At 73.6% G+C, this 21,178-nt stretch carries 18 protein-coding genes; 7 read left to right on the top strand and 11 right to left on the bottom strand.

The features are described 5' to 3' along the window. Nucleotides 1–51 precede the first annotated feature (51 nt). The 3 genes from ACIBQ8_RS00640 to ACIBQ8_RS00630 are packed head-to-tail and all read left to right on the top strand — an operon-like array spanning nt 52 to nt 2,308. Entirely contained in the window at nt 52–672 is a 621-nt protein-coding gene (locus ACIBQ8_RS00640; protein ID WP_397167859.1) for a bifunctional 4-hydroxy-2-oxoglutarate aldolase/2-dehydro-3-deoxy-phosphogluconate aldolase, read from the top strand. Further along, a complete protein-coding gene (locus ACIBQ8_RS00635) occupies nt 669–1,406 on the top strand; it encodes a FadR/GntR family transcriptional regulator (RefSeq protein WP_397167857.1) in 738 nt (245 codons plus the stop codon). The genes ACIBQ8_RS00640 and ACIBQ8_RS00635 overlap by 4 nt, the downstream gene beginning before the upstream one ends. Next, a complete protein-coding gene (locus ACIBQ8_RS00630) occupies nt 1,403–2,308 on the top strand; it encodes a D-isomer specific 2-hydroxyacid dehydrogenase family protein (protein WP_397167856.1) in 906 nt (301 codons plus the stop codon). Before ACIBQ8_RS00635 ends, ACIBQ8_RS00630 begins: the two co-directional genes overlap by 4 nt. Nucleotides 2,309–2,804: 496 nt before the next feature. Here the strand turns inward: ACIBQ8_RS00630 and ACIBQ8_RS00625 are convergent, their stop codons facing one another. From ACIBQ8_RS00625 to zwf, 7 genes are all read right to left on the bottom strand, one after another. Beyond that, a complete protein-coding gene (locus tag ACIBQ8_RS00625; protein WP_397190585.1) occupies nt 2,805–4,853 on the bottom strand; it encodes a protein kinase in 2,049 nt (682 codons plus the stop codon). A 120-nt stretch (nt 4,854–4,973) separates the two neighbouring features. Continuing rightward, nucleotides 4,974–6,110 carry a cytochrome P450 gene (locus tag ACIBQ8_RS00620; protein ID WP_397190584.1) on the bottom strand — a complete coding sequence of 379 codons (1,137 nt, stop codon included), beginning with the start codon at nt 6,108–6,110 and terminating at the stop codon, nt 4,974–4,976. A gap of 437 nt (nt 6,111–6,547) precedes the next feature. Then, a complete protein-coding gene (locus ACIBQ8_RS00615) occupies nt 6,548–7,330 on the bottom strand; it encodes an IclR family transcriptional regulator (RefSeq protein WP_397190583.1) in 783 nt (260 codons plus the stop codon). Between the two features lie 987 nt (nt 7,331–8,317). After that, nucleotides 8,318–8,932 (bottom strand): bifunctional 4-hydroxy-2-oxoglutarate aldolase/2-dehydro-3-deoxy-phosphogluconate aldolase, encoded by a 615-nt coding sequence (eda, locus tag ACIBQ8_RS00610; protein WP_397167849.1) that lies wholly within the window; start codon nt 8,930–8,932, stop codon nt 8,318–8,320. 58 nt (nt 8,933–8,990) lie between these two features. Beyond that, complete coding sequence (gene glk, locus ACIBQ8_RS00605; protein ID WP_397190582.1) at nt 8,991–9,956, bottom strand: glucokinase; 966 nt, start codon at nt 9,954–9,956, stop codon at nt 8,991–8,993. Between the two features lie 115 nt (nt 9,957–10,071). Beyond that, nucleotides 10,072–12,015, bottom strand: coding sequence for a phosphogluconate dehydratase (gene edd, locus ACIBQ8_RS00600; RefSeq protein ID WP_397167846.1), 1,944 nt, complete (start codon nt 12,013–12,015; stop codon nt 10,072–10,074). Further along, the gene (zwf, locus tag ACIBQ8_RS00595) at nt 12,012–13,415 is read right to left on the bottom strand and encodes a glucose-6-phosphate dehydrogenase (RefSeq protein WP_397169418.1); all 1,404 of its coding nucleotides are present in this window, start codon (nt 13,413–13,415) and stop codon (nt 12,012–12,014) included. The genes edd and zwf overlap by 4 nt, the downstream gene beginning before the upstream one ends. A 215-nt stretch (nt 13,416–13,630) precedes the next feature. Between zwf and ACIBQ8_RS00590 the strand changes: the two genes are divergently transcribed. Then, the gene (locus ACIBQ8_RS00590; protein WP_397190581.1) at nt 13,631–14,842 is read left to right on the top strand and encodes an ROK family protein; all 1,212 of its coding nucleotides are present in this window, start codon (nt 13,631–13,633) and stop codon (nt 14,840–14,842) included. Here ACIBQ8_RS00590 and ACIBQ8_RS00585 read toward each other — a convergent pair. Continuing rightward, nucleotides 14,839–16,413: an ATP-binding cassette domain-containing protein gene (locus ACIBQ8_RS00585; protein WP_397190580.1), complete on the bottom strand. Its 1,575-nt coding sequence runs from the start codon at nt 16,411–16,413 to the stop codon at nt 14,839–14,841. The genes ACIBQ8_RS00590 and ACIBQ8_RS00585 overlap by 4 nt on opposite strands. Before the next feature lie 52 nt (nt 16,414–16,465). On the opposite strand from ACIBQ8_RS00585, the gene ACIBQ8_RS00580 reads away from it, so the two are divergent. Beyond that, on the top strand, nt 16,466–17,092 hold the full coding sequence (locus tag ACIBQ8_RS00580) for a TetR/AcrR family transcriptional regulator C-terminal domain-containing protein (protein ID WP_397167841.1): 627 nt from the start codon (nt 16,466–16,468) through the stop codon (nt 17,090–17,092). Nucleotides 17,093–17,125: 33 nt separating this feature from the next. Here ACIBQ8_RS00580 and ACIBQ8_RS00575 read toward each other — a convergent pair whose 3' ends face one another. Further along, nucleotides 17,126–17,692, bottom strand: a complete 567-nt coding sequence (locus ACIBQ8_RS00575; protein ID WP_397190579.1) for a hypothetical protein — start codon at nt 17,690–17,692, stop codon at nt 17,126–17,128. Between the two features lie 79 nt (nt 17,693–17,771). Further along, entirely contained in the window at nt 17,772–18,473 is a 702-nt protein-coding gene (locus tag ACIBQ8_RS00570; protein WP_397191108.1) for a DUF2470 domain-containing protein, read from the bottom strand. A gap of 67 nt (nt 18,474–18,540) precedes the next feature. Between ACIBQ8_RS00570 and rpsD the strand changes: the two genes are divergently transcribed. Both rpsD and ACIBQ8_RS00560 read left to right on the top strand, forming a co-directional pair. Then, a complete protein-coding gene (gene rpsD / locus ACIBQ8_RS00565) occupies nt 18,541–19,155 on the top strand; it encodes a 30S ribosomal protein S4 (RefSeq protein ID WP_397169414.1) in 615 nt (204 codons plus the stop codon). Between the two features lie 2 nt (nt 19,156–19,157). Continuing rightward, nucleotides 19,158–20,399 carry a low temperature requirement protein A gene (locus ACIBQ8_RS00560; RefSeq protein ID WP_397167837.1) on the top strand — a complete coding sequence of 414 codons (1,242 nt, stop codon included), beginning with the start codon at nt 19,158–19,160 and terminating at the stop codon, nt 20,397–20,399. Here ACIBQ8_RS00560 and ACIBQ8_RS00555 read toward each other — a convergent pair. Further along, the gene (locus ACIBQ8_RS00555) at nt 20,373–21,164 is read right to left on the bottom strand and encodes an ion transporter (RefSeq protein ID WP_397167835.1); all 792 of its coding nucleotides are present in this window, start codon (nt 21,162–21,164) and stop codon (nt 20,373–20,375) included. The genes ACIBQ8_RS00560 and ACIBQ8_RS00555 overlap by 27 nt on opposite strands. Between the last annotated feature and the right edge of the window lie 14 nt (nt 21,165–21,178).

Genomic DNA, 21,178 nt, shown 5'->3' with positions numbered 1-21,178 from the left:
CCAGCCGAAGATTCTCCGCCGCCAAAGGGGCGATCGATAAGGAAGGAAGTCATGTACCGCTGGGAGATCGTCCAGGCTGTCACGGAGCAACGGGTGTTCGGCATCGTCAGGGCCGCTACGCCGGAGGCGGCGCTGACGTCGGCCGAGGCCGTGCTGGATGCCGGGTTGCGTGCCGTCGAGGTCGCGCTCACCACGCCCCGCGCCCTCAGCGCCGTGGCGAGGCTCGCCGAGCAGCGGCCCGACGCGCTGGTCGGGGCGGGGACCGTCCTCGACGCGGCCGCCGCCAGGGCCGCCGTGGAGGCCGGCGCGCGCTTCCTGGTCTCACCCAGCCTGCACCCTGAGGTGATCCGCGCCGGGCACCGCTACGGCGTGCCGGTCTTCCCGGGCGTGGCGACCCCGACCGAGATCGTTCGGGCCCTGGAGGAGGGGGCGGACGCGGTCAAGATCTTTCCGGCGTCGGGCGTTTCACCCGCCTGGCTGCGGGACGTGCGGGCTGCCCTTCCGCAGGCGCCCGCGATCCCCACCGGCGGCGTGACCGTGGACGATGCGCCCGAGTGGATAGCGGCCGGCGCCGTGGCCTGCGGCATGGGCTCGGCGCTGACTTCGGGCGGCCCGGATGCCGCGGTCGAACGGGTTGCGGCGCTGCTGGCCGGGCTGGCGGGGGCCCGATGAGCGTGGAGACACTACGCGGCCTGCACGGGCAGGTGCTCGACGCGGTCGGCAGGTCGCTGGCGGGCGGGGAGCTCCGTGCGGGGCAGGTGCTGCGCCTGGAGGACGTCCAGGAGCGGTACGGGGTTTCGCGGACCGTCGCGCGGGAGGCCGTCCGCGTGCTGGAGTCGAAGCGCGTGGTCACCAGCCGCCCTCGCGTCGGGGTCACCGTACGGCCGATGAGCGCCTGGAACCTCTATGATCCCCAGGTGATCCGCTGGCGGCTGGCCTCGCCGGGGCGTGAGGCGCAGCTGCGTGAGCTGGCCGAGTTGCGCGTCGCGGTCGAGCCTGCCGCCGCCGCGCTCGCCGCGTCCAGGCCCGACCCCCGCGTGCGGGACGAGCTGGCCGCCCACGCCCGCGCCATGGACGCCGCCGCCCGTGAGGGGGACAGCCAGGCCTACCTCACGGCAGACGCCGCTTTCCACCGGGTGCTGCTGACCGCGTCGGGCAACGGCATGTTCGCCCAGCTCGCCGAGGTGACCGACGTGCTGCTCGAAGCCAGGCGGGAGCTGCTGGTCCTGCCCGAACGCCTGGAGACGACCGCCATCGGACTCCACCACGAGATCGCCGAAGCGGTCGCCGCCGGGCGGCCAGCCGAGGCGGCGCGGGCCGCCGCGGACATCGTCGGACGGGCCCGCGCCGAGGTCGAGCAGATCCTGGCAGGCGGCCGAGAGCACGTCACGGAGGTTCCCCGATGAGCGTCGCCGTTCACGTCGGCCCTGAGCCGGTTCCCATGTTGGTCGAGGCCGTACGGCGGTCGGGCGGCAGCGTCGTGCCGCTGGAGAAGGCGGAGGCGATCGTCTACTGCGGGCGTGGTGGGCCCGAGGAACTGCGGTCCATGATCCATTCCGGCATCCGGTGGGTGCAGCTGCCCGCGGCGGGGGTCGAGCGGTACGCCGAAGCCGGAGTGATCACTGAGGAGCCCGTCTTCACCGCCGCCACCGGCTCCTACGGCGTCCCCGTCGCCGAGCACGCGCTCGCGCTCATGCTGGCCGCGGCCCGCAACCTGCCGCGGCTGGCCAGGGCCACCGAGTGGGGGAGGAACGAGTCGAGGGAGTTCGCCGGCTCGACAGTGGCGATCATCGGCTGTGGAGGCATCGGGCGGACGCTCATCAGGATGCTGGAGCCGTTCGGCTGTCCGGTGATCGCGGTCACCGACAGCGGCCGGGCGCCCGGTGCACACCGGATCCTGCCCCGTGACCGTTACCGGGAGGCGCTGCCGGAGGCCGCGTACGTCGTCCTCGCCGCTGCGACCACGCCGAGCACCAAGGGCATGATCGGTGCTCCCGAGCTTGACCTGATGCGTACGGACGCCTGGCTGGTCAACATCGCCCGGGGCGCACTCGTCGTGACAGACGACCTGGTGACGGCGCTGCGCGAGGGACGGATCGGTGGTGCCGCGCTGGACGTCACCGACCCGGAGCCGCTGCCGTCCGGACACCCGCTGTGGCGCATGGAGAACGTGCTGATCACGCCGCATACGGCGAATCCACCGTCGTCCTATTGGCGCGGTCTGGCCGAACGCGTGGCCGCGAACGTGCGCCACTTCGCCGACGGCGCCCCGATGGAAGGAGTGGTGTCGCCGGAGCAGGGGTTCTGAGGGGGCAGGGCATGGGCGGCGTTGGAACGGGCGGTGCCCTTGTCGCGGGCCGGGCTTTCTTGTCCGGAGTTCTGCCTTTCAAGTGACGTCGCCATCTCGCCGCCAATGGATCAGGGCCCCGACGGAGAGGGCTGGCGTGAGGCTGGTGATCTGTGCGAGGTGGTGATGGGTGCGGTCCAAAGGGGGCGTTTTGCCGGGATGCGGGGGTTGGTTCTTGGTTGGCCCACGGCTGCTCTGGCTTTGGGGCTCATGCCTGGGGGGCTGGTTGGTTCAGGGCCGTTTGTGCTCTGGCGCTCAAGGTCTGAGTTGCTGGTTGGCTGTGGCTGCTCGGGCACTGGGGGTCATGTCTGTTCGGCTGGTTAGCTCAGGGCTGGTCATGCTGTGGCGTTCAGGTCTAAGCGGCCCGGTGCCCAAGGCGATTCGGGCTCGGGGCTCACGCCTGAGCGGCTGGTTCGCCCTGGGCTGGCTGTTGTGGCGTTCAGGTCTGAGTCGCTGGTTAGCCCAGGGCTACTCGGGCTCCGGCGCTCAGACCTGAGTCGTGTACTTCGAGGCCCGCCGGCTCGGCGCTTCTCGGCAGGTCGAACACCAGCGTGCCGGTGAAGGACTGGCCGGGGGCGATGCGGATCGGGGTGATCTCGGTGCCACTCTTGTCCAGGAGCTTGCTGCCGCCGTGCAGGGCCTCGTCCTCGTCGATCAGCTTCTGCTGGCCGGGGTAGAGGACGCGGGCGTCGGGGCCGACGTTGTTCACCTTCACCGTTACCTGACAGGTGCGACGGGAGGCCGACTTTGCGGGTTTGGGGCACTTTGTGCCGGTTACCGCGAAGCGCAGCTTTCCGTCCTGTACCGGGCCCTCCTCGCCTATGGCGGGGGAGCGGAAGATCCAGGCCAGGGTGGCAAGGACCAACACGAACAGGACGATCACGATCACCAGCGCGGTCATGCAGCCGGTGAACACGCCGCGCTTGCGGCGCGGAGGCGTGTACCCGGGCAGCGGGCCCTGGGCCGTGGTGTTGTGCGGCGGTAGGGGGCCCTGGCCCGTGGTGTTCGGCGGTAGGGGGCCCTGGACGGTGGTCTGGTGGTGGGGGAGCGGGATGTTTCCGGTCCGGTCCACGGGGGGCGGCATCTGTGGCGCGCGAGGTACCGGGCGCTCCGTGGGTGCGGGCATGGGCGGGCGGGGGCCCGTGCGTTCGGCCGGGGAGGACGGGTGCGGCGTGCGTTCGGCGGGGGAGGGCGGGTGCGGTGGGCGCGGGCCCGTGCGCTCGGCGGAAGGCGGCATCGCGGAGCCCGCCCCCGCGCGTTCGGACCCGGGTGGCAGCGGAGGGTGGGATCCCGCGCGTTCGGGTGCGGGTGGCATGGGAACGGCGGAGCCCGTGCGTTCGGCTGCGGGGGGCATGGGGGAGCGGGACCCCGTCCGGTCGAGGGACGGGGGCATCGGGGGGCGAGAGCCCGACGCGGGGGGCATCGGAGGGCGCGGCCCCGTGTGTTCCGCAGGAGGAAGCAGGTGGGGGGAGCCCGTGCGTTCCGGCGGCGAGGGCTGGTGCGGAGGGCCCGTGCGTTCCGCCGGCGAGGGCTGGGGCGGAGGGCCGGTCCGTTCCGCTGGTGACGGCGGGTGCGGGGGGCCGGTGCGGTCGGCGGGTGGGGGCGTGTGGCCGAGAGGGCGGAACTCCGAGGGGTTCCAGGCGTTCGTCAGGTGTTCGGTGGCCGCCAGCTGGGCTGCGGGCTCGTCGGCCGCGCCCACCAGGTCCAGCAGGAGCTGCTTGGCCGCGGGCCGGCGCGCGGGGTCGGGGTGGATGGCCGCGGCGACCAGGCGGTCCAGGGGGGCGGGCAGGCCGCGCAGGTCCGGCGGCGCGGTACGGGCCCGCGCGGCCATCACGTACGCGTCCCCCTCGCCGAACGGGTGCCCGCCGAGGCCCGCGTACGCGATCAGCGAGCCCCAGGCGAACACGTCGCCGGCCGGGCTGGTGTGGCCCTCGAAGACCTGCTCGGGAGCGATCCATCCGGGCGTGCCCATCACCATGCCGGCGTTCGTGTGCCGGGACTCGACGTGCGTGGAGCGCGCCAGGCCGAAGTCGATCACTCGCGGCCCGGCCAGCGTCAGCATGACGTTGGCCGGCTTGAGGTCGCGGTGAACCAGCCCCGCGGCGTGGATGGCGGTCAGCGCCGCCGCCACGCCCACGGCCGCCGAGTGCAGCACCGACGGCGGCAGCGCGCCGTGCTCGATCAGCTGGTCTTCCAGCGAGATGCCGTCGATGTACTCGGTGACCAGGTAGAGCACCCCGCGGTCCTCGCCGTGGTCGAGCACCCGCGCGGTGCAGAACGAGGCCACCTTGCGCGCGTTGGACACCTCTTCGTGGAAACGCGCCCGGTAGACCGGGTCGGCCGTGAAGTCTCGTCTGATGGCCTTGAGCGCGACCTTGACCCCGTCGGCGCCCCTGGCGAGGTAGACGGTGCCCATGCCCCCCGAGCCGAGACGGCTCAACAGCTCGTAGGGGCCGATCGCCGGCGGATCCTCAGGCTTCAGCGGAGTGCCTGCCGAGCGCCCCACGGTCGCCGTCCTCTCGCCGTCGTCATCCCGTCGCAAACCGAACCGTTTCTTCCGCCGGTACGCCTTTTTCCACCCCAGACTCTAACGGAGAAGCCGCGGCCCGGTGGCGACGAAGCCCGGTCAGCTCTGGCCTGGACGCCGCTTCAGCGGGCGCATCGTCACCCGCAGGCGGGCGGCGTTGAGCGTCTGGGGCAGCGGGCGGTGCGGGGACAGCGGCCGGCCGGTCGCCTTCGGGCGGGACGAGGCCAGGATCCCGCCCAGGAACGCCGTGCCGACGCCGAGCATCAGGTGCACGCCGTCGCAGCGCGGCAGGGCCCACCATTCGCCGGCGGCGGTGCCGTCGAGCCAGATCTCGGGGGCGAAGGAGTCGGCGTAGTGCAGGCGGGGGCTGCGCTGGTGGGGGGCGAACGGCAGGATCACGTGGGTGCCGGCGGGCACCGCGACGCCGTACCAGTCGGTCTCCTCGACGGTGAGGCGGGACAGGGCCGGGACCGGCGGCCACAGGCGCAGGCCCTCGCGCAGGCAGGCGCGCAGGTAGTCGGGGTCGGCGCGGGCGCACTTGCGCTGGACGGGGTAGGTGGCCAGCAGCGCGAGGGTGCGCATGAGGCTGGCGGCGGTCACGCTGAAGCCGAGCAGCCAGAACGCCGCCTGCCGCAGGCCGCGCGCCTCCGGGCCGCTGGTCTCGGCGAGCAGGCCGGCGAGGGTGCCGGGCTCGGCTCGGCGCAGGTGGTCGAGGATGCGGGCGTCGTAGCGGCCGGACAGGATCTCCTGGCGGCGTCTGGCCCGGCCTCTGCCTGCCCGTCTGACCTGGGCGAGCAGGGCGCTCAGCTCCTCGTCGCCGGCCGCGCCGGCGCCGTAGACGCACCGCCGCGCCACCCGCTGCCAGCGCGACTCCAGGCGGGCGTAGTCGATGACGCCGTCCGTCAGCGCGGCCGCCTCCTGCCGGGCCACCTCCGCGAACGCCGGCCGCAGCACGTCGTAGGGCAGGCCGGCGGCCCGTTCGCGCACGGTGGGGACGAAGGCGGGCTGCGACAGCACGCGTTCGGCGTCCCGCTGGGAGAGCACCACCAGGGCCGTGCGGCGCGGGCCGCGGACGAGCACCGGACGGCCGCCGTACCGGACGTGCAGGCCGGTCAGAAGGGAGCGGGAGCGCAGCAGGTCGAGGCCGGCCGTCGCGTGCGGCGTGCCCGGCGGCAGGAGCGCGCCGGCCAGGCGCAGGCTCTCCAGCACGGTGGCCCTGTGCAGGCCTCTAGGCACGCGTGGCCTCCCTGCCTGCGGCTGGCCCTCGCCTGTCGCGGATGGTCCGGGCCTCGCGGTCTCCGGTCGGCCTCCATGTGCCCAGGATCGTTCTGGCCTGCCCGCTTCCGGTCGGCTTCCGCGTGGCCGGGGGCGTTCGGGTCTGCCCGTTTCCGGTCTGCCGTCGCGTGCCTGGGGTTGTCGGGGCCTGCCCGTTTCCGGTCGAGCTCCGTGTGGCCAGTGTTGTCCGGGTCTCCCCGCATTCGGCCGGCGCCCGCGTGCCTGGGTTTGTCCGGGATTGAGCTGGACGGGCCGTGGGCGCCTTTTCGGTGGCCGGAATGGGAAGGAAATCCATGGGGTCATGCGATCGTCCGTCCGGCGGGGGCGCAAGCGGGGGTCTCGGTGGGCGGAACGTTTTCGAGCCGCGTCCCGTGGAGCGTTCCAGGAGCCGGAACACTTCAGGCCACCACCAGCGCGGCCGAGATCGCCTGCGCGGCGCCGCGTACGGTGAGGCCCAGCCGGGCCAGCGGCGCGGACGGGCCCGGCGCAGCCACCCCCACCGACATGCACACGCCGCCGCCCGGCCCGAACACCGGCGCGGCGACGCACGACACGCCCTCGGTGTACTCCTCCTGGGCGTAGGCCACGCCATACCGGCGGACCTGGGCCAGCTCGCGCTCCAGTGTGGCCACGCCGGTGATCGTGCGGCTGGTCAGCCGTTCGAAGCCGCCCCGCCCAAGGACTTCCTCGCGCAGCCCGGTGTCGAAGGCCAGCAGCGCCTTGCCGGTCGCGGTGCAGTGCAGCGGCGCGAGGTCGGTGCCGTCGGAGCGGGACCGGACGCGGTCGTGGCCGTAGAGGCGCTCGACGTAGCGGGCCTCCAGGCCGGCGGGCACGGCCAGGTTGACGGTCTGGCGGGTGGTCTCCTGCAGGCAGAGCAGGTACGGCAGCACCACCCGCCGCGACCCGGGGATGCGGTTGCGGGCGATGCCGGCCATCGTCTCCAGTTGCCGTCCGGGCAGGTAACCGGTGCTCACCCGCCGGGCCAGCTCGCGTGCGCACAACACGCCCAGGATCCGGTGGGCCGTGGACTTGGGCAGGCCCGTGCTCCGGCTGACCTGGGCCAGGCTGACCGGCCGGGGCGCGGCGCTCAGCGCGAGGAGGATGTCGATGCCCCGCTCCAGGCTCCCGATCGGCGTCACCGGGCGCGTGAGGTGTTCCTGACGGGCCGTTTCCAGCGGCATGATGCTCCCTTTCGCTCTCCGAGGAGCGGATGGGGCTTCCCGGGGCTACGGCTTGGCATTCCTTGCCCTACCCCGCCGTCGGGCGTCCGAATACCGGGTTCGGAGCAGGCTGATGATCTCTGGGTGCCCGGAAAGTGCCACTTCAGCGGGTGTTTTGGGATATAGATCCGGAATTGCGGCATATGCGCCCGCCCGGCCGCTCGCTCGCCGCCCGCCCGCTCGCTCGCCGCCCGCTCGCTCGCCGCCCGCCCGCTCGCTCGCCGGTCGCCCGTCGGCTGTGCGCCGGTGGCTCAGAGGGGATTACGAGGGAGGACGTCGGATCACTCTGCGGGTCCATGCCCTCGCCGCGGTGACGTTGCTGGTGATCGGGGGATCTCGCTGGCCCGTCGTCGGCGGCGGGCGCGCGGGTAGGCGGGCGCGCGGGCATGCGGGTTGCTCGGATCCAGGGCGCACGGGCGCGAGTGGGGCGCGCCGCCGTCGAGGTGTGCCTGTGTTGCCGGTTCACCGGTGGGACGGACCGTCGGTGCGAGCGCCCGGCGGTGTACATCGCCTGCGTGCAGCGGGCGGCGGAGCGCTCTGCCACGACGCCGACCCCGGCTGCAACGCCTGCCGAGGCGGCGCCAGAGCCGGGTGCGGGGCCTGCGGGACGCAGACGGTCGGTGGGAGCGCCTGCGGGACGCGGACGGTCGGTGGGAGCGCCTGCGGGACGCGGACGGTCGGTGGGAGCGCCTGCGGGACGCGGACGGTCGGTCGGTGGGTGGCGCGTGCCGACGTGGATGGTCGGTGGGTGGCGCCGGGATCGGTCGTCACATCCATGTGGGGCTCGTCGGGGAGTGCGCGCGTACTGGGGGTCCGGGCTGAGCGTCACCGCTCAGGGCGACGTGTGCCCGCACGGACCGTACACCTGTCCCAGAGAGGGCGCGGGACGCCGAAGCCCACCGGACGCAGAAAAGCACAGGGCCGCCGCCGGGGCGGCGGCCCGAAGAACTACCGGGGCAGAGCCGCCGCGGCGGCGGCGAGCTTCTCCACGCGGGCCCAGTCGCCCGCCGCCAGCGCGTCGGCGGGGGTGAGCCAGCTTCCGCCCACGCAGCCCACGTTCGGCAGCCGCAGGTAGTCGGCGGCGCTCTCGGCCCGGATCCCGCCGGTCGGGCAGAAACGCACGTCCGGCAGCGGCCCGGCCAGCGACTTCAGGTAAGGGACGCCGCCCGCCGCCTCGGCCGGGAAGAACTTCAGCTCCTTGATGCCGCGCTCGGCCAGCGCCATGACCTCCGAGACGGTGGCCGCGCCCGGCAGGTACGGCACGCCGCTGGACTCCAGCGCCTCCACCAGCGACAGCGTCGTGCCCGGCGAGACCAGGAAGCGGGAACCGGCCGCCACGGCCGCCGAGATGTCGGCGGTGGTGCGGATCGTGCCCGCGCCGACCGTGGCCCCGGGCACCTCCGCGGCGATCCGCTCGATCGCTCCGAGCGCGGCCGGCGTGCGCAGCGTCACCTCGATGACGGGCAGCCCGCCCGCCACGAGAGCCTCAGCCATCGGCACGGCGGTCGCCACGTCGTCGATCACCACGACGGGGATCACGGGGGCGAGGTCGAGCAAGCTCATCAGAGTCTTCTCCTCATCGGCCGGGGTCACGGCCGTCTAGTGGTGATCAGGGTGGGCCTCAGCCCACGAGTTCGGTGGTGGCCCGCCCGCGCAGCCAGGCGGCCGCGCCGGTGAGCGCCGGCTGGGGCGCGACGATCAGCGTGGTGGAGATCGCCTCCAGGTATCCGGGCATGTCGGGGTTGCCGACGAACCGGGCACGGAAGCCGCTGGTCCGCACCCGTTCCACGATACGGGGCAGCACTCCGCCGCCCAGGTAGACCCCACCCCTGGCGCCCAGGGTGAGCGCCACGTTCCCGGCGAAGCTGCCCAGCATCTCGCAGAACACCTCGACGGTCTCCGCGCACAGCGAGTCGTCGAGCCGGGCCACGATGTCGGAGGCGTTCAGGTCGGGCGCGGTCACGCCGTTGACCTTGGCCAGCGCCCGGTGCAGGCGTACCAGGCCGGGGCCGGACAGCAGGTGCTCGGCCACGACGTGCGGCAACCCCTCGGCCTGCAGCACCCGGACGATCTCCAGCTCGCGCCGGTCGATCACCGGCACCGTGACGTGCCCGCCCTCGCCCGGGACGGGCGTCCAGCCCCGGTCCGTGGGCACGAGCCCGCCGACGCCGAGCCCGGTCCCGGGGCCCAGCACGGCCTTGACGCCGTGGGAGGGCTCGGGGCCGCCCAGGGACACCAGGTCGGGGCCCTCCAGGTGGGGCAGCGACACGGCCAGCGCCTCGAAGTCGTTGAGCAGCACCGCGTACGGGATGCCCAGGTCGCGTACGGACCCGGCCCATGCCGAGTTCGTCAGCCGGTAGCGGTCGCCGTCGATCGGCCCGGCCAGCGCCAGGCACGCCGCGCCCGGCCGCGCCCCGCCCGCGTGCTCGGCGAGATAGGCGTCGACGGCGTCGGGCAGCGTGGGGTAGGCGGCGCCGGCCAGCACGGCGACGCTCGACGGCCGGGCCTGCGGCGAGGTGACCAGCCCGAACCGGGCGTTGGTCCCCCCGATGTCGGCGACCAGCCAGGGAAGGTCAAAGGCACTCATCTCACACCTCCGAGGCTCACACCTTCGGCGCTCACAGCGGGTCTCACACCTCCGGCGCGCCCGGCGGCGGGACCGAGGTCGGACGCCGTCGTCACCGGAAGGACGGCACGGACGCTCACCGGCCCAGCCCGGCGCCCCGCGCGCCCACGGGCGCGCCGCTCTCCAGGTGGGAGGCGCCCGCCTCGGCGGGGAAGCCCAGCCCGGGGCCGTGGTGCGGCGACTCGGCGCCGCTCACCCCGAAGATCCCGGCGCCCTGCTCGGCGTGCCCGGCCATGCGGCGGAACGTGGCGAACAGCTCGCGTCCCGTGCCGACCCACTCCGCGTCGCTCAGCGGCCGACCCTCGGGCGTGCGCCGGGCCAGCTCCTCTGCGGGCACCAGCAGCTCCAGCGTCCCGGCGGCCGAGTCGAGCCTGATGACGTCGCCCTCGCGGACGATCGCGATCGGCCCGCCGTCGGCGGCCTCGGGCGACAGGTGGATGGCCGCGGGCACCTTGCCCGACGCGCCCGACATGCGGCCGTCGGTGACGATCGCCACCCGCTGCCCGCGGTCGAGCAGCACCGCCATCGGCGGCGTGAGCTTGTGCAGCTCGGGCATGCCGTTGGCGCTGGGGCCCTGGTAGCGGATGACGGCCACGAAGTCCTGCCCGTCCAGCTCGCCGGCCTCGAAGGCGCGCAGCAGGTCGAGCTGGTCGTCGAACACCTTGGCCGGGGCCTCGATCACCAGGTGCTCGGGCTTGACCGCCGACACCTTGCTGACGGCCCGGCCGAGGTTGCCCTCGACCATGTGGATCCCGCCGTCGGACGAGAACGGCTCGGCGACCGGGCGCAGCACGTCGAGGTCCTTGCTGCCGCCGGTGACCGGCTCCCAGACCAGCTCGCCGTCCACCAGCGAGGGCGCCTCGCGGTAGCGGTCGAGGCCGGGGCCGGCGACGGTCAGCACGTCGCCGTGGAGCAGGCCCTCGTCCAGCAGGTCGCCGATGAGCACCTGCATGCCGCCGGCGTCGCGGAAGTGGTTCACGTCCGCCTGGCCGTTGGGGTAGATCTTGGTCAGCGACGGCACGACGCGCGACAGGCAGGCCAGGTCGTCCCAGGTCAGCACGATGCCCGCGGCGGCGGCCATGGCGACCAGGTGCAGCGTGTGGTTGGTCGAGCCGCCGGTGGCCAGCAGCGCCACGCAGGCGTTCACGATCGACTTCTCGTCCACCAGCTCGCCGATCGGCGTGTACTCCGGGCCGTGCGCGGTGATCTCCACCGCGCGGCGGCCGGCCGCCTCGGTCAGGGCGTGCCGCAGCTCGGTGTGCGGGTTGACGAACGTCGAGCCGGGCAGGTGCAGGCCCATGACCTCCATCAGCGCCTGGTTGGAGTTGGCGGTGCCGTAGAAGGTGCAGGTGCCGGGGGAGTGGTAGGACTTGGCCTCGGCGTCCAGCAGCTCCACCCGGCCGACCTTGCCCTCGGCGAAGAGCTGGCGGGTGCGCGCCTTGACCTTGTTCGGCAGGCCGGAGGTCATCGGCCCGGCCGGCACGAAGATCGCCGGCAGGTGCCCGAAGTGCAGCGCCCCGATGAACAGGCCCGGCACGATCTTGTCGCAGACGCCCAGCAGCAGCGAGGCGTCGAACATGTCGTGCGACAGCGCGATGGCGGCCGCCATGGCGATCACGTCGCGGCTGTAGAGGGACAGCTCCATGCCGGCGCGGCCCTGCGTGATGCCGTCGCACATCGCGGGCACGCCGCCGGCGACCTGCGCCACGCCGCCCGCCCTGCGCACCGCAGCCTTCAGCTCGGGCGGGTAGGTCTCGTACGGCTGGTGGGCCGAGAGCATGTCGTTGTAGCTGGTCACGATCGCCACGCCGGGCTTCGCCGTGCCGCGCAACGACGGCTTGTCCTCCTCGGAGGCGGCGGCGAAGCCGTGCGCCAGGTTCGCGCAGCCCAGGTGGGCGCGCGCCGGGCCATTGGCCCGCGCCGCCTCGCCGTCGCGCCGGATGCGCGCCAGGTAGGCGGTACGGCTGGCCGCGCTGCGCTCGGCGATCCGATCGGTGATCTCCTGGATGACGGAATTCACAGGTCTTCCTCCTCGTGCCAGGCGCGACCGCTGCGGCCGAGCAGTTCGTGGGCCCCGGCGGGGCCGGTGGTCCCCGCGGGGTAGGGCTCGGGCAGGTCGGCGGAGGACTCCCAGGCCGCCAGGATCGGATCGATCCAGCGCCAGGCCGCCTCCACCTCGTCACGCCGCATGAACAGCGTCGGGTTGCCCGCCAGGACGTCGGTCAGCAGCCGCTCGTAGGCCTCCGGCACCCGCGCGGTGAACGTCTTGCCGAAGCTGAGCGACAGCGGCACCGGCTTCAGCGTCACCTCGCCCGCGCCCGGCTCCTTGGCCATGATGTGCAGCTCGATGCCCTCCTCGGGCTGGAGCCGCAGCACCAGGCGGTTCGGGGTGCCGCCGGGGAAGATGGAGTGCGGCACGTCCTTGAACTGCACCACGATCTCCGACCGCCGGTACGGCATGCGCTTGCCGGTCCGCAGGTAGAACGGCACCCCCGCCCAGCGCCAGTTCTTGATCTCGGCCCGGATCGCGGTGAACGTCTCCACCCGCCGCGAGGCCTCGGTCGTCGGCGTGGAGGCGGGCTCGTCCAGGTAGGACGGCATGCCGCCGGCCTCGGTGTACTGGCCGCGCACGGTGAACCGGTCCACCTCGGTCCCCACGATCGGCCGCAGCGACTGCAGCACCTTGACCTTCTCGTCCCGGATGGACTCGCGGTCGTTGCGCGACGGCGGTTCCATCGCGGTCAGCGTGAGGAGCTGGAGCAGGTGGTTCTGCACCATGTCGCGCAGCGCGCCCGCGTGGTCGTAGTAGCCGCGCCGTCCCGGCGTGCCGACGGTCTCGGCGGCGGTGATCTGGACGTGGTCGATCCACAACGAGTTCCAGATCGGCTCCAGGAAGGCGTTGGCGAAGCGCAGCACCAGCAGGTTCTGCACCGTCTCCTTGCCCAGGTAGTGGTCGATGCGGAAGATCTGGCGCTCGTCGAAGATGGCGCCGACCTCGTCGTTGATCCGCTGGGCGCTGGGCAGATCGCGGCCGAGCGGCTTCTCCAGCACCACCCGCGAGAGCGGGGTGACCAGGCCGGCCGCCTCCAGCTCGCGGCAGAAGGGGCCGAACGTCATCGGCGGGCTGGCCAGGTAGAACACCCGGTCGCGCTGCTCGTGACCGGCCAGCAGCCTGGTCAGCGCGCCCCAGCCCGACTTGTCCTCGCCGCCGACGTCCACCGAGACGTGGTGCAGGCGGCCCAGGAAGCGCTGCCAGACGGCGGGGTCGTCCACGGGGACCTGGTCGCGCACCTCGGCGTCCACCTTGCCGCGGAAGTCGGCGTCGGTCAGCCCGCCCCGGGACATGGCGATGACGCGGGTCTCGGGGGACAGCCGGCCGTCCCTGTCGCTGTGGTAGAGCGCCGGGATCAGCTTGCGCATGGACAGGTCGCCGGTGCCGCCGAAGACGACGAGATCGGCCGTATGGGCGGGGCTGGCGGTCGAGAGGGGGGACAAGGCGAAGCTCCGTTGGTCTACCAAGGAAGGACAGAACGGACACTAACGAGAGTTTGGGTCGTGCACAAGCAGGGTTTTGGCATCTGAGATGAAAAAGTCTTCACTTTTCATTACCGAAGCCCATGTGATTCACTTAGCCGATGCCTCGACGTACCGCCGCGACCCTCGCCACGAGTGGCGAGGTGCTCCGCCTCATCCGCACGGGTGAGGCCGTCACGCGCGCCGACCTCGGCCGGGTGACCGGTCTGTCGCGCCCGGCGGTGCAACTGCGCGTCGGCGAGCTGCTCGACCGCGGCCTGGTCGTCGAGCGCACCGACGCCCCCTCGACCGGCGGGCGGCCGCCGGTCCGGCTGGAGTTCAACGCCGGGGGCGGCGTCGTCCTGGTCGCCGCGCTGGGCGCGAGCCGCACCCGGGTCGCGGTCTGCGACCTGGCCGGGCGCGAGCTGGCCGGCCGCGACTTCTTCATCGACGTCGAGCAGGGCCCCGACGTCGTGCTCCCGCTGCTCATGGACACCTGGGACGACCTGCTCGGCGACCGCCCCCGCTCCTGCGTCAGGGGCGTCGGCATGGGCGTGCCGGCCACCGTCGAGTTCGCGCAGGGCCGTACCGAGAGCGCCCGGGTGATGGCCTCGTGGACCGGCGTGGTCATCCCGCCGATCATCCGCGAGCGCTTCCCCGTGCCGGTGCTCGTCGACAACGACGTCAACGTGCTGGCCATCGGCGAGCACCGCGGCGCCTACCCCGACCTCGGCGACCTGATGTTCGTGAAGGTCTCCACCCGCATCGGCGCGGGCGTGATCGCCGGCGGCGAGATCCTGCGCGGCGCGCTCGGCGCGGCCGGCGAGATCGGTCACATCCCCGTGCTCGACGGCGGCGGCGTGCTGTGCCGCTGCGGCAACACCGACTGCGTCGACTCCGTCGCCAGCGGCACCGCGCTGCTGCGCGACCTGCGCGAGGCGGGCAAGGACGTGCGCACCATCGCCGACGTGACCGCGCTGGTGCGCGCGGGCGACGCCGAGACGATGGCCATCGTGCGCACGGCCGGCCGCCGCATCGGCGAGGTGCTGGCCGGGGCGGTCAACATCCTCAACCCCTCGGTCGTGGTGCTCGGCGGCGACATGGCCGAGGCGTTCGGCCCGCTGGTGTCGAGCATCCGCGAGGTCGTCTACCGCCGCTCCACCGCGCTGGCCACCCGGCGGCTGCGCATCGAGCCGAGCCGGCTCGGCGCGGGCGCGGGCATCAGCGGCTGCGCGGTGATGGTGCTCGACCACGTGCTCTCGCCCGAGGCGGTCGACGAGACGATGACGGTCTCGACGCTGCGCCGCGAGCGCGGCCTGGCCGGCGCCGGCTAGAGGTCCCAGCGCGGTTCGGGGCTCTCCCGCACCACGCCGTCCGCGCCGAAGATCAGGTGGCGGTCGAGGTCGTCGGCGAACCAGCGGTCGTGGGTGACCGCCAGCACCGTTCCCGCGAAGCCGTCCAGGCCCTCCTGCAACGCCTGCGCGCTGGCCAGGTCGAGGTTGTCGGTCGGCTCGTCGAGCAGCAGCAGCGTCGCCCCGGACAGCTCCAGCAGCAGGATCTGCAGCCGGGCCTGCTGGCCGCCGGACAGCGTCTCGAACCGCTGCCCGCCGGCCGGCGCCAGCTCGTAGCGGGCCAGCGCGGCCATGGCGTCGTTCCTGGTCAGCGCGAACGTCTCGGTCACCAGCTCGGCGACGGGCCGTCCGTGCAGGTCGGGCCGCAGGTGGGTCTGCGCGAAGTGGCCGGGGACGACGCGCGCGCCCAGCCGGGCCACGCCGGTGTGCGCGACGAGCTCGCCGGCCAGCAGGCGCAGGAAGTGGCTCTTGCCGGTGCCGTTCAGGCCGAGCACCCCGACCCGCTCGCCGTAGGCCACCTCGGCCGAGAAGGGCCGCACCAGCCCGGTCAGCTCCAGATCCTCGCACGTCACGGCCCGTTTCCCGGTGCGCCCGCCGCGCAGCCGCATCCGTACGTTCTGCTCCTTCGGCGGCCGGCTCGGCGGCCCCGCCCGCTCGAAGCGCTCCAGCCGGGACACCGCCGACCGGTAGGCCCCCGCCAGCGCGTCGTTGTTGGCCGACCGCTGGCGCAGCACGTGCACCAGCCGGCGCAGCCGGGCCCGTTCGTCCTCCCAGCGCCGCCGCCGCTCCTCCAGGCGCTCGCCGCGCCGCCTGCGGGCCTCGGCGTAACCGGCGAAGCCGCCGCCGTGCACCCACACCTCGCGGCCCTCGACGGTGACGACGCGGTCGGCCGTCTCGGCCAGCAGCCGCCGGTCGTGCGAGACCAGCAGCACGGTCTTGGCCGAGCTCCTGACCGCCCGCTCCAGCCACTGCTTGGCCGGCACGTCGAGGTAGTTGTCCGGCTCGTCGAGCAGCAGGATCTCGTCGGGGCCGCGCAGCAGCGCCGCCAGCATCAGCCGCTTCTGCTCGCCGCCGGACAGCGTGGCCAGCCCCCGTCCGGCGATCTGCCGGTAGGGCAGGCCGAGCGCCTCGGTCGCGCACGCGTCCCACACCACCTCCAGCTCGTAGCCGCCCGCGTCGGCGTAGTCGGCGACGGCCTGGGCGTAGGCGAGCTGCCGGGGCTCGTCGTCGCGCAGCCCGATGGCCGCCTCGGTGCGGTCCAGCTCGGCCGCGGCCGCCCGCACCCGCGCGGGCGCGACGCCCAGCAGCAGGTCGCGCACGCTGCCGGTGCCGAGGAACTGCCGCATCACGCCGACGCCGCCGCCGGTGGTGACGCGCCCGTCGTCGGGCCGCAGGTCGCCCGCGATCAGCCGGAGCAGCGTCGTCTTGCCCGCGCCGTTGGGGCCGACCAGCGCCGCCTTGGCGCCGTCGCCCACCTTGAACGACGCCTCCAGCAGCAGCGGACGCCCGTCCGGCAGCAGGTACGTCAGGCCGCTCACCTCGATATGACCCATGTTCCATTACTAGACCATCGATCCGGTACGCGTACAACGTATTATCGATCGGGTGGACAACGTTTGGGTTCGCCCCCGCAAGGACGCCAAGCCGAGGCTGACGCTCGACCGGATCGTCACCGAGGCCGTCGCGCTGCTCGACGAGGAGGGCGTGGCCGGGCTGACCATGCGCCGCCTGGCCGAACGCCTCGACACGGGCTCGACCACCCTCTACTGGCACGTCCGGACCAAGGAGGACGTCCTGGACCTGGCGCTCGACGCGGTCTTCGGCGAGGTGCCGCTCCCCGGCGGGCACGACGACTGGCGGGCCGCCGCACGCGACCTGATGGCCGGCTGGCGCGCCGCCCTGCTGCGCCACCCCTGGTCGGCCACCATCCTCGACCGCCCGCTCATGGGCCCCAACGCCCTGGAGCGCACGGAGTTCCTCTACCGCACCCTGTCCGGGGCCGGCCTGGACGGCCCGCAGGCCGCCTACAGCCTGTCCAACTACGTCATGGGCTCGGTCATCATGCAGGTCACCTGGCAGCGCCGCGACCGGCTCGACACCGACGCGTTCCTGCGCGAACGGGCCGCCAGCTACCCGGCGCTGGCCGAGCACGGCCTCGGCCACGACTGGGACGCCACCTTCGCCACGGGCCTGGGCTACCTGCTGCGCGGCATGACGCACGACGCCGCCTGAACAGCCCTCGCGCCCAGGCGACGGGGCGGGCGGTCATCTCCTGGGGTTGCGGGTCCTGGACGGGTCGCGGCCCGGCGGGGTGCCGTGCGGGTGCGCCGGCGGGGTCGTCGCCGGATCGGCGCTCCAGGACGGCGTCCGCGTCGGCGTCGGCGTGAGGCCGGGCCGAGAGCTGTGCGAGTGCGACGGGGACGGCGAGGGCGTCCGCCCGGGGGAGGCGGCGACGGCGCCGGACGCGGTCGAGCGCGGTTCGCGCGTCCCCCGCCCGCTCTCAGGCGTGGAACGGGTCACGGCGGGCCCCGTGCGGACCCTGGTGGGACGGACCGTGGGGGTGGCGGTGGGCGTGGGGGTGGGGGTGGCCGTGGCCCTCTCGGAGCCCACCGCGACGGGCCCCGGCTCGCCGGAGGTGGGGCCGGGACCGTGCGGCCAGTGCACCGGGTCGAGGCCGGGCGAGCTGAACGCGTCGCCCATCAGCGCCCCCGCCCCGGCCAGCATGAGCGTGCCGAGCAGCACCCCGGCGGCCATCAGCGCCCGCCCGCGCCGCGCGCCCCCCTCCGCGGAGGAGGAGGCGGTCCGCGTCGTCGATCGATGGGTTCCGCTCACGTACCCCGATGGTAGTGACGTGCGGGCATGGGTCGGTCCGTGGCGGACGTCCAGCCGGGAAATTCAGCGTCAATCGTGATCAACAGCCGCACAGCAGCCCGCGCAGCGCGGTCTCCAGGCACAGCCCGGACCGGGCGGGGACCGGCCACGGGAAGCGCACCAGGGACTCGTCCACGCGCACGGTGGCGCCGTACCGGTCGAGCTCCCACAGCCACACCTCGCCGGGCTCCTCGCCGAGCTGCCTGGCCACGCCCGCGGTGAGCTGCGGCCGGTGGGAGTCGTTGACGTGCGCGATCATCCGTTCGGCCGTCTCGGTGAGCGGGTCGGGGGCCGCGCCGAGGTAGTCGTCGGCGTCCAGCAGGCCGGACTCCTGGCCGGTCAGGTAGACGACCTGGGCCACGTCCAGGCGCAGCAGGCGCGGGGCGTCGGGACGGCCGTACCGCTCCAGGGCGTCGAACAGGCCCTCGTCGGCGCTGTGCGCGGCCACCGCCACCGCCGCGGAGCGGGCCTGCGACCGCGGCACGGCCTCCGCCCACCCGTGCACCTCGATCATCGCCCGCGGGTGCGTCACCGCGCCGAGCTGCCGCATGGCCGTCAGGTTCACCGCGACCACGGCGTCCTCGCGCAACCCGTGCAGCGGTTCGCCGGGCCGGACCAGCAGCACCGGGCGGCCGCTCTCGTCCACGCCGCCCCGGGCGGGGGAGTCGGCGCCGTCCACCGTGAGCTTGGCCGGCGTCGAGGTCGAGGCGAGAGTACGGATCCGCTCGGCGAGGGGCAGCATTGAGATCACATCCACTGATAGGTTAGCCTTACCTAAGTAAGGATTACCTAACCACATTGAGGTGAACGTGCGCTACACCGGCCCGAAGGTGCGACTGTCGCGTCGCGCGGGCGTCCCGCTGACCAGGAAAGCCGTCCGCTACTTCGAGCAGCGCCCCTACCCGCCGGGCGAGCACGGCCGCAAGACCAACCGCCGCACCACCGGCGACTACGGGCTGCGGCTGATGGAGAAGCAGAAGCTGCGCTGGTACTACGACGTGTCCGAGCGGCAGCTGCGCCGCTACTGGGACCTGGCGGTGCGCAAGCCGGGCGCCTCGGGCGCCGAGCTGGTCACCATCCTGGAGACCCGGCTGGCCTCCCTGGTGCTGCGGGCCGGCCTGGCCCCGTCGATCTACGCCGCCCGCCAGTACGTCAGCCACGGCCACATCGCCGTGGACGGCCGCAAGGTGGACATCCCCAGCTACCTGGTCAAGCCCGGCCAGGTCATCACCGTGCGGGAGCGCTCACGCCGGATGCAGCCCTTCGTGGCCGCCGCCGAGGGCGTGCACGCCGACGAGCGCACCGCGCCCTACCTGTCGGTCGACCACGCCGAGCTGCGCGCCACCCTGGTGCGGCGGCCCGAGCGCGAGCAGATCGCGGTCCCCGTGGACGAGCAGCTCGTGGTGGAGTTCTATTCTCGTTAGCCGTGACTGAAGCGGGAGAGCGCCACGCGAGCTGGCTGGAGCTGTTCTTCGACCTGGTCGTCGTCGTGGCGGTCGCCCAGCTCGCCCATCGGCTCCAGCACCCGACCTGGACGAACGTCGTCCTGTTCGGGGTGCTCTACTACGCGGTGTGGAGCGTCTGGACGTCCTTGACGCTCTACTCCAACGTCCGGGCCGGCAGGACGCGGGTGCCCAGCATGCTGGTCGGCATGTTCGGCATCGCGGTGATGGCCGCCGCCGCGCCCGACGTGGCCCACGAGATCGACAAGGCGGCCGGGACGCACGACGGGTGGTTCATCGCGGCGTACATCGTCTGCCGGATCAGCGCCTCCCGGTCGATCCAGCACGCCGGCACGATCATGACGGCCTGGCCCGCGGCCCAGCTCGGCGCCGGGCTGTTCCCCTGGGTCGCCTCCATCTGGGCCGACGGCTCGACGCGCTACGGCCTGTGGGCCCTCGGCATCCTGCTCGACGTGGTCTTCTCCGTCGTCAACAGCCGCCGGCCCGAACGGTTCCTGGCGGAGATGCGCGGCCAGGCGCACCGGCTGGCCGAGCGCGAGGAGCGCCGGGCCAGGGCCGGCCGCCCGGCCCGGGTGCTGCCCCGGCCCGCCGTCGCCGTGCTCGACCCGGCCCACCTGGGGGAGCGGCTCGGCCTGTTCGTGATCATCGTGCTGGGCGAGGCGGTCATGCAGGTCGTCGTCTCGGCCTCGGGCCACTCGTGGGGGCCGGAGCTCGCCGTCGCCGCCGCGGCCGGCTTCGGGCTGATCGTCGCCCTGTGGTGGCTGACCTTCCAGTACGGCCTGACCACCGTGCCGGGAGCCGCCGAGCGCGGCCTGCCGCCGTACGTCGCGCTGCCCGCGCACTTCGCCATGACCGCCGGGGTGACGGCCACGGCGGCCGGGCTCGGCGTCGTCGCCGCCCAGCCCGCGCAGTCGCTGCACCACGGCGCCGGCTGGGTGCTGGGCGGCGGGCTGGCCCTGTACTTCGCCGCCTCGGCCGTGCTCGGCGTGGCCCTGCGCGCCGGGTGGCGCTGGATCTGGGGGTGGGCGGTGCCCACCGCCCTCGCGCCGCTGGGGGTCGCCGCGCTGTCGGGGCTCGTCCCCGGGTACGTCTCGGTCACGCTGCTGCTGGCGGTGGCGCTGTGGCGGCTGGTCTACCGGTCCGGCCGGACGGGTTCCGAGCCTGCCGGCCAGACGGCCTCAGCCGGCGACGTCCTGCCGGCGTAGCTCGGCGACCTCGCGGCGCAGGGCGGCCAGCTCCTCCAGGATGCGCTGGGTGTGCAGGCTGTTGTCCTGCTCCAGCGCGGCGCGCTCCTCGGCCGACTCCTCGTCCATGGCGCTGACCACGACCGCCATGAACAGGTTCAGCACGACGAACGTGCAGACCAGGATGAAGATGGTGAAGAAGATCCAGGCCGTGGGGTGGGCGCCCATCACCTCGCGGGCGATGTTGCCCCAGTCGTCCCCGGTCATCGTCTGGTAGAGGGTGAACAGCGAGGTCGGCAGGCTGCCGAAGCGCTCGGGGGAGTCGCCGCCGTACAGCTTGGTGGCCATGACGGCGGCGACGTACAGCACCAGGGAGAGCAGCAGCACGATCGAGCTCATCCCGGGCAGGGCGCGCAGCAGCGCCGAGACCACCCGGCGCAGGCTCGGCACCACCGACAGCAGCCGCAGGGCCCGCAGGATGCGCAGCGAGCGCAGCACCGACAGCCCGCCGGTCGCCGGCACCAGGGCGATGCCGACGATCAGGGCGTCGAACAGGTTCCACGGGTCGCGCACGAACGCCGAACGCTCGACGTAGACCTTGGCCAGCAGCTCGGCCACGAAGATGTAGAGGGCGGCGTGGTCGATCACGACCAGCAGGTGGCCGAACTCCCCGACGACGGCGGGAACGGTCTCCAGGCCGAGGGTGGCCGCGTTGACCAGGATGACGCCGACGACGAAGCGCTGGAAACGCCGGTCGGCGAGGAAGGCGCGGACGCGTTCACGCACGGGGGCAAGCTCCT

The sequence above is a fragment of the Nonomuraea sp. NPDC049646 genome, assembly GCF_044465525.1.
Taxonomy (GTDB): Bacteria; Actinomycetota; Actinomycetes; order Streptosporangiales; family Streptosporangiaceae; genus Nonomuraea.
The sequence above is the reverse complement of the archived record's forward strand: the minus strand, read 5'-3'. Positions and strand labels throughout refer to the sequence as shown.

Bases quoted from the DNA above. Each gene is read 5' to 3' on its own strand.
- ACIBQ8_RS00640 (WP_397167859.1), top strand. From the start codon at position 52: ATGTACCGCTGGGAGATCGTCCAGGCTGTCACGGAGCAACGGGTGTTC.
- ACIBQ8_RS00635 (WP_397167857.1), top strand. From the start codon at position 669: ATGAGCGTGGAGACACTACGCGGCCTGCACGGGCAGGTGCTCGACGCG.
- ACIBQ8_RS00630 (WP_397167856.1), top strand. From the start codon at position 1,403: ATGAGCGTCGCCGTTCACGTCGGCCCTGAGCCGGTTCCCATGTTGGTC.
- ACIBQ8_RS00615 (WP_397190583.1), bottom strand. From the start codon at position 7,330: ATGCCGCTGGAAACGGCCCGTCAGGAACACCTCACGCGCCCGGTGACG.
- eda (WP_397167849.1), bottom strand. From the start codon at position 8,932: ATGAGCTTGCTCGACCTCGCCCCCGTGATCCCCGTCGTGGTGATCGAC.
- glk (WP_397190582.1), bottom strand. From the start codon at position 9,956: ATGAGTGCCTTTGACCTTCCCTGGCTGGTCGCCGACATCGGGGGGACC.
- zwf (WP_397169418.1), bottom strand. From the start codon at position 13,415: ATGCGCAAGCTGATCCCGGCGCTCTACCACAGCGACAGGGACGGCCGG.
- ACIBQ8_RS00590 (WP_397190581.1), top strand. From the start codon at position 13,631: ATGCCTCGACGTACCGCCGCGACCCTCGCCACGAGTGGCGAGGTGCTC.
- ACIBQ8_RS00585 (WP_397190580.1), bottom strand. From the start codon at position 16,413: ATGGGTCATATCGAGGTGAGCGGCCTGACGTACCTGCTGCCGGACGGG.
- ACIBQ8_RS00570 (WP_397191108.1), bottom strand. From the start codon at position 18,473: ATGCTGCCCCTCGCCGAGCGGATCCGTACTCTCGCCTCGACCTCGACG.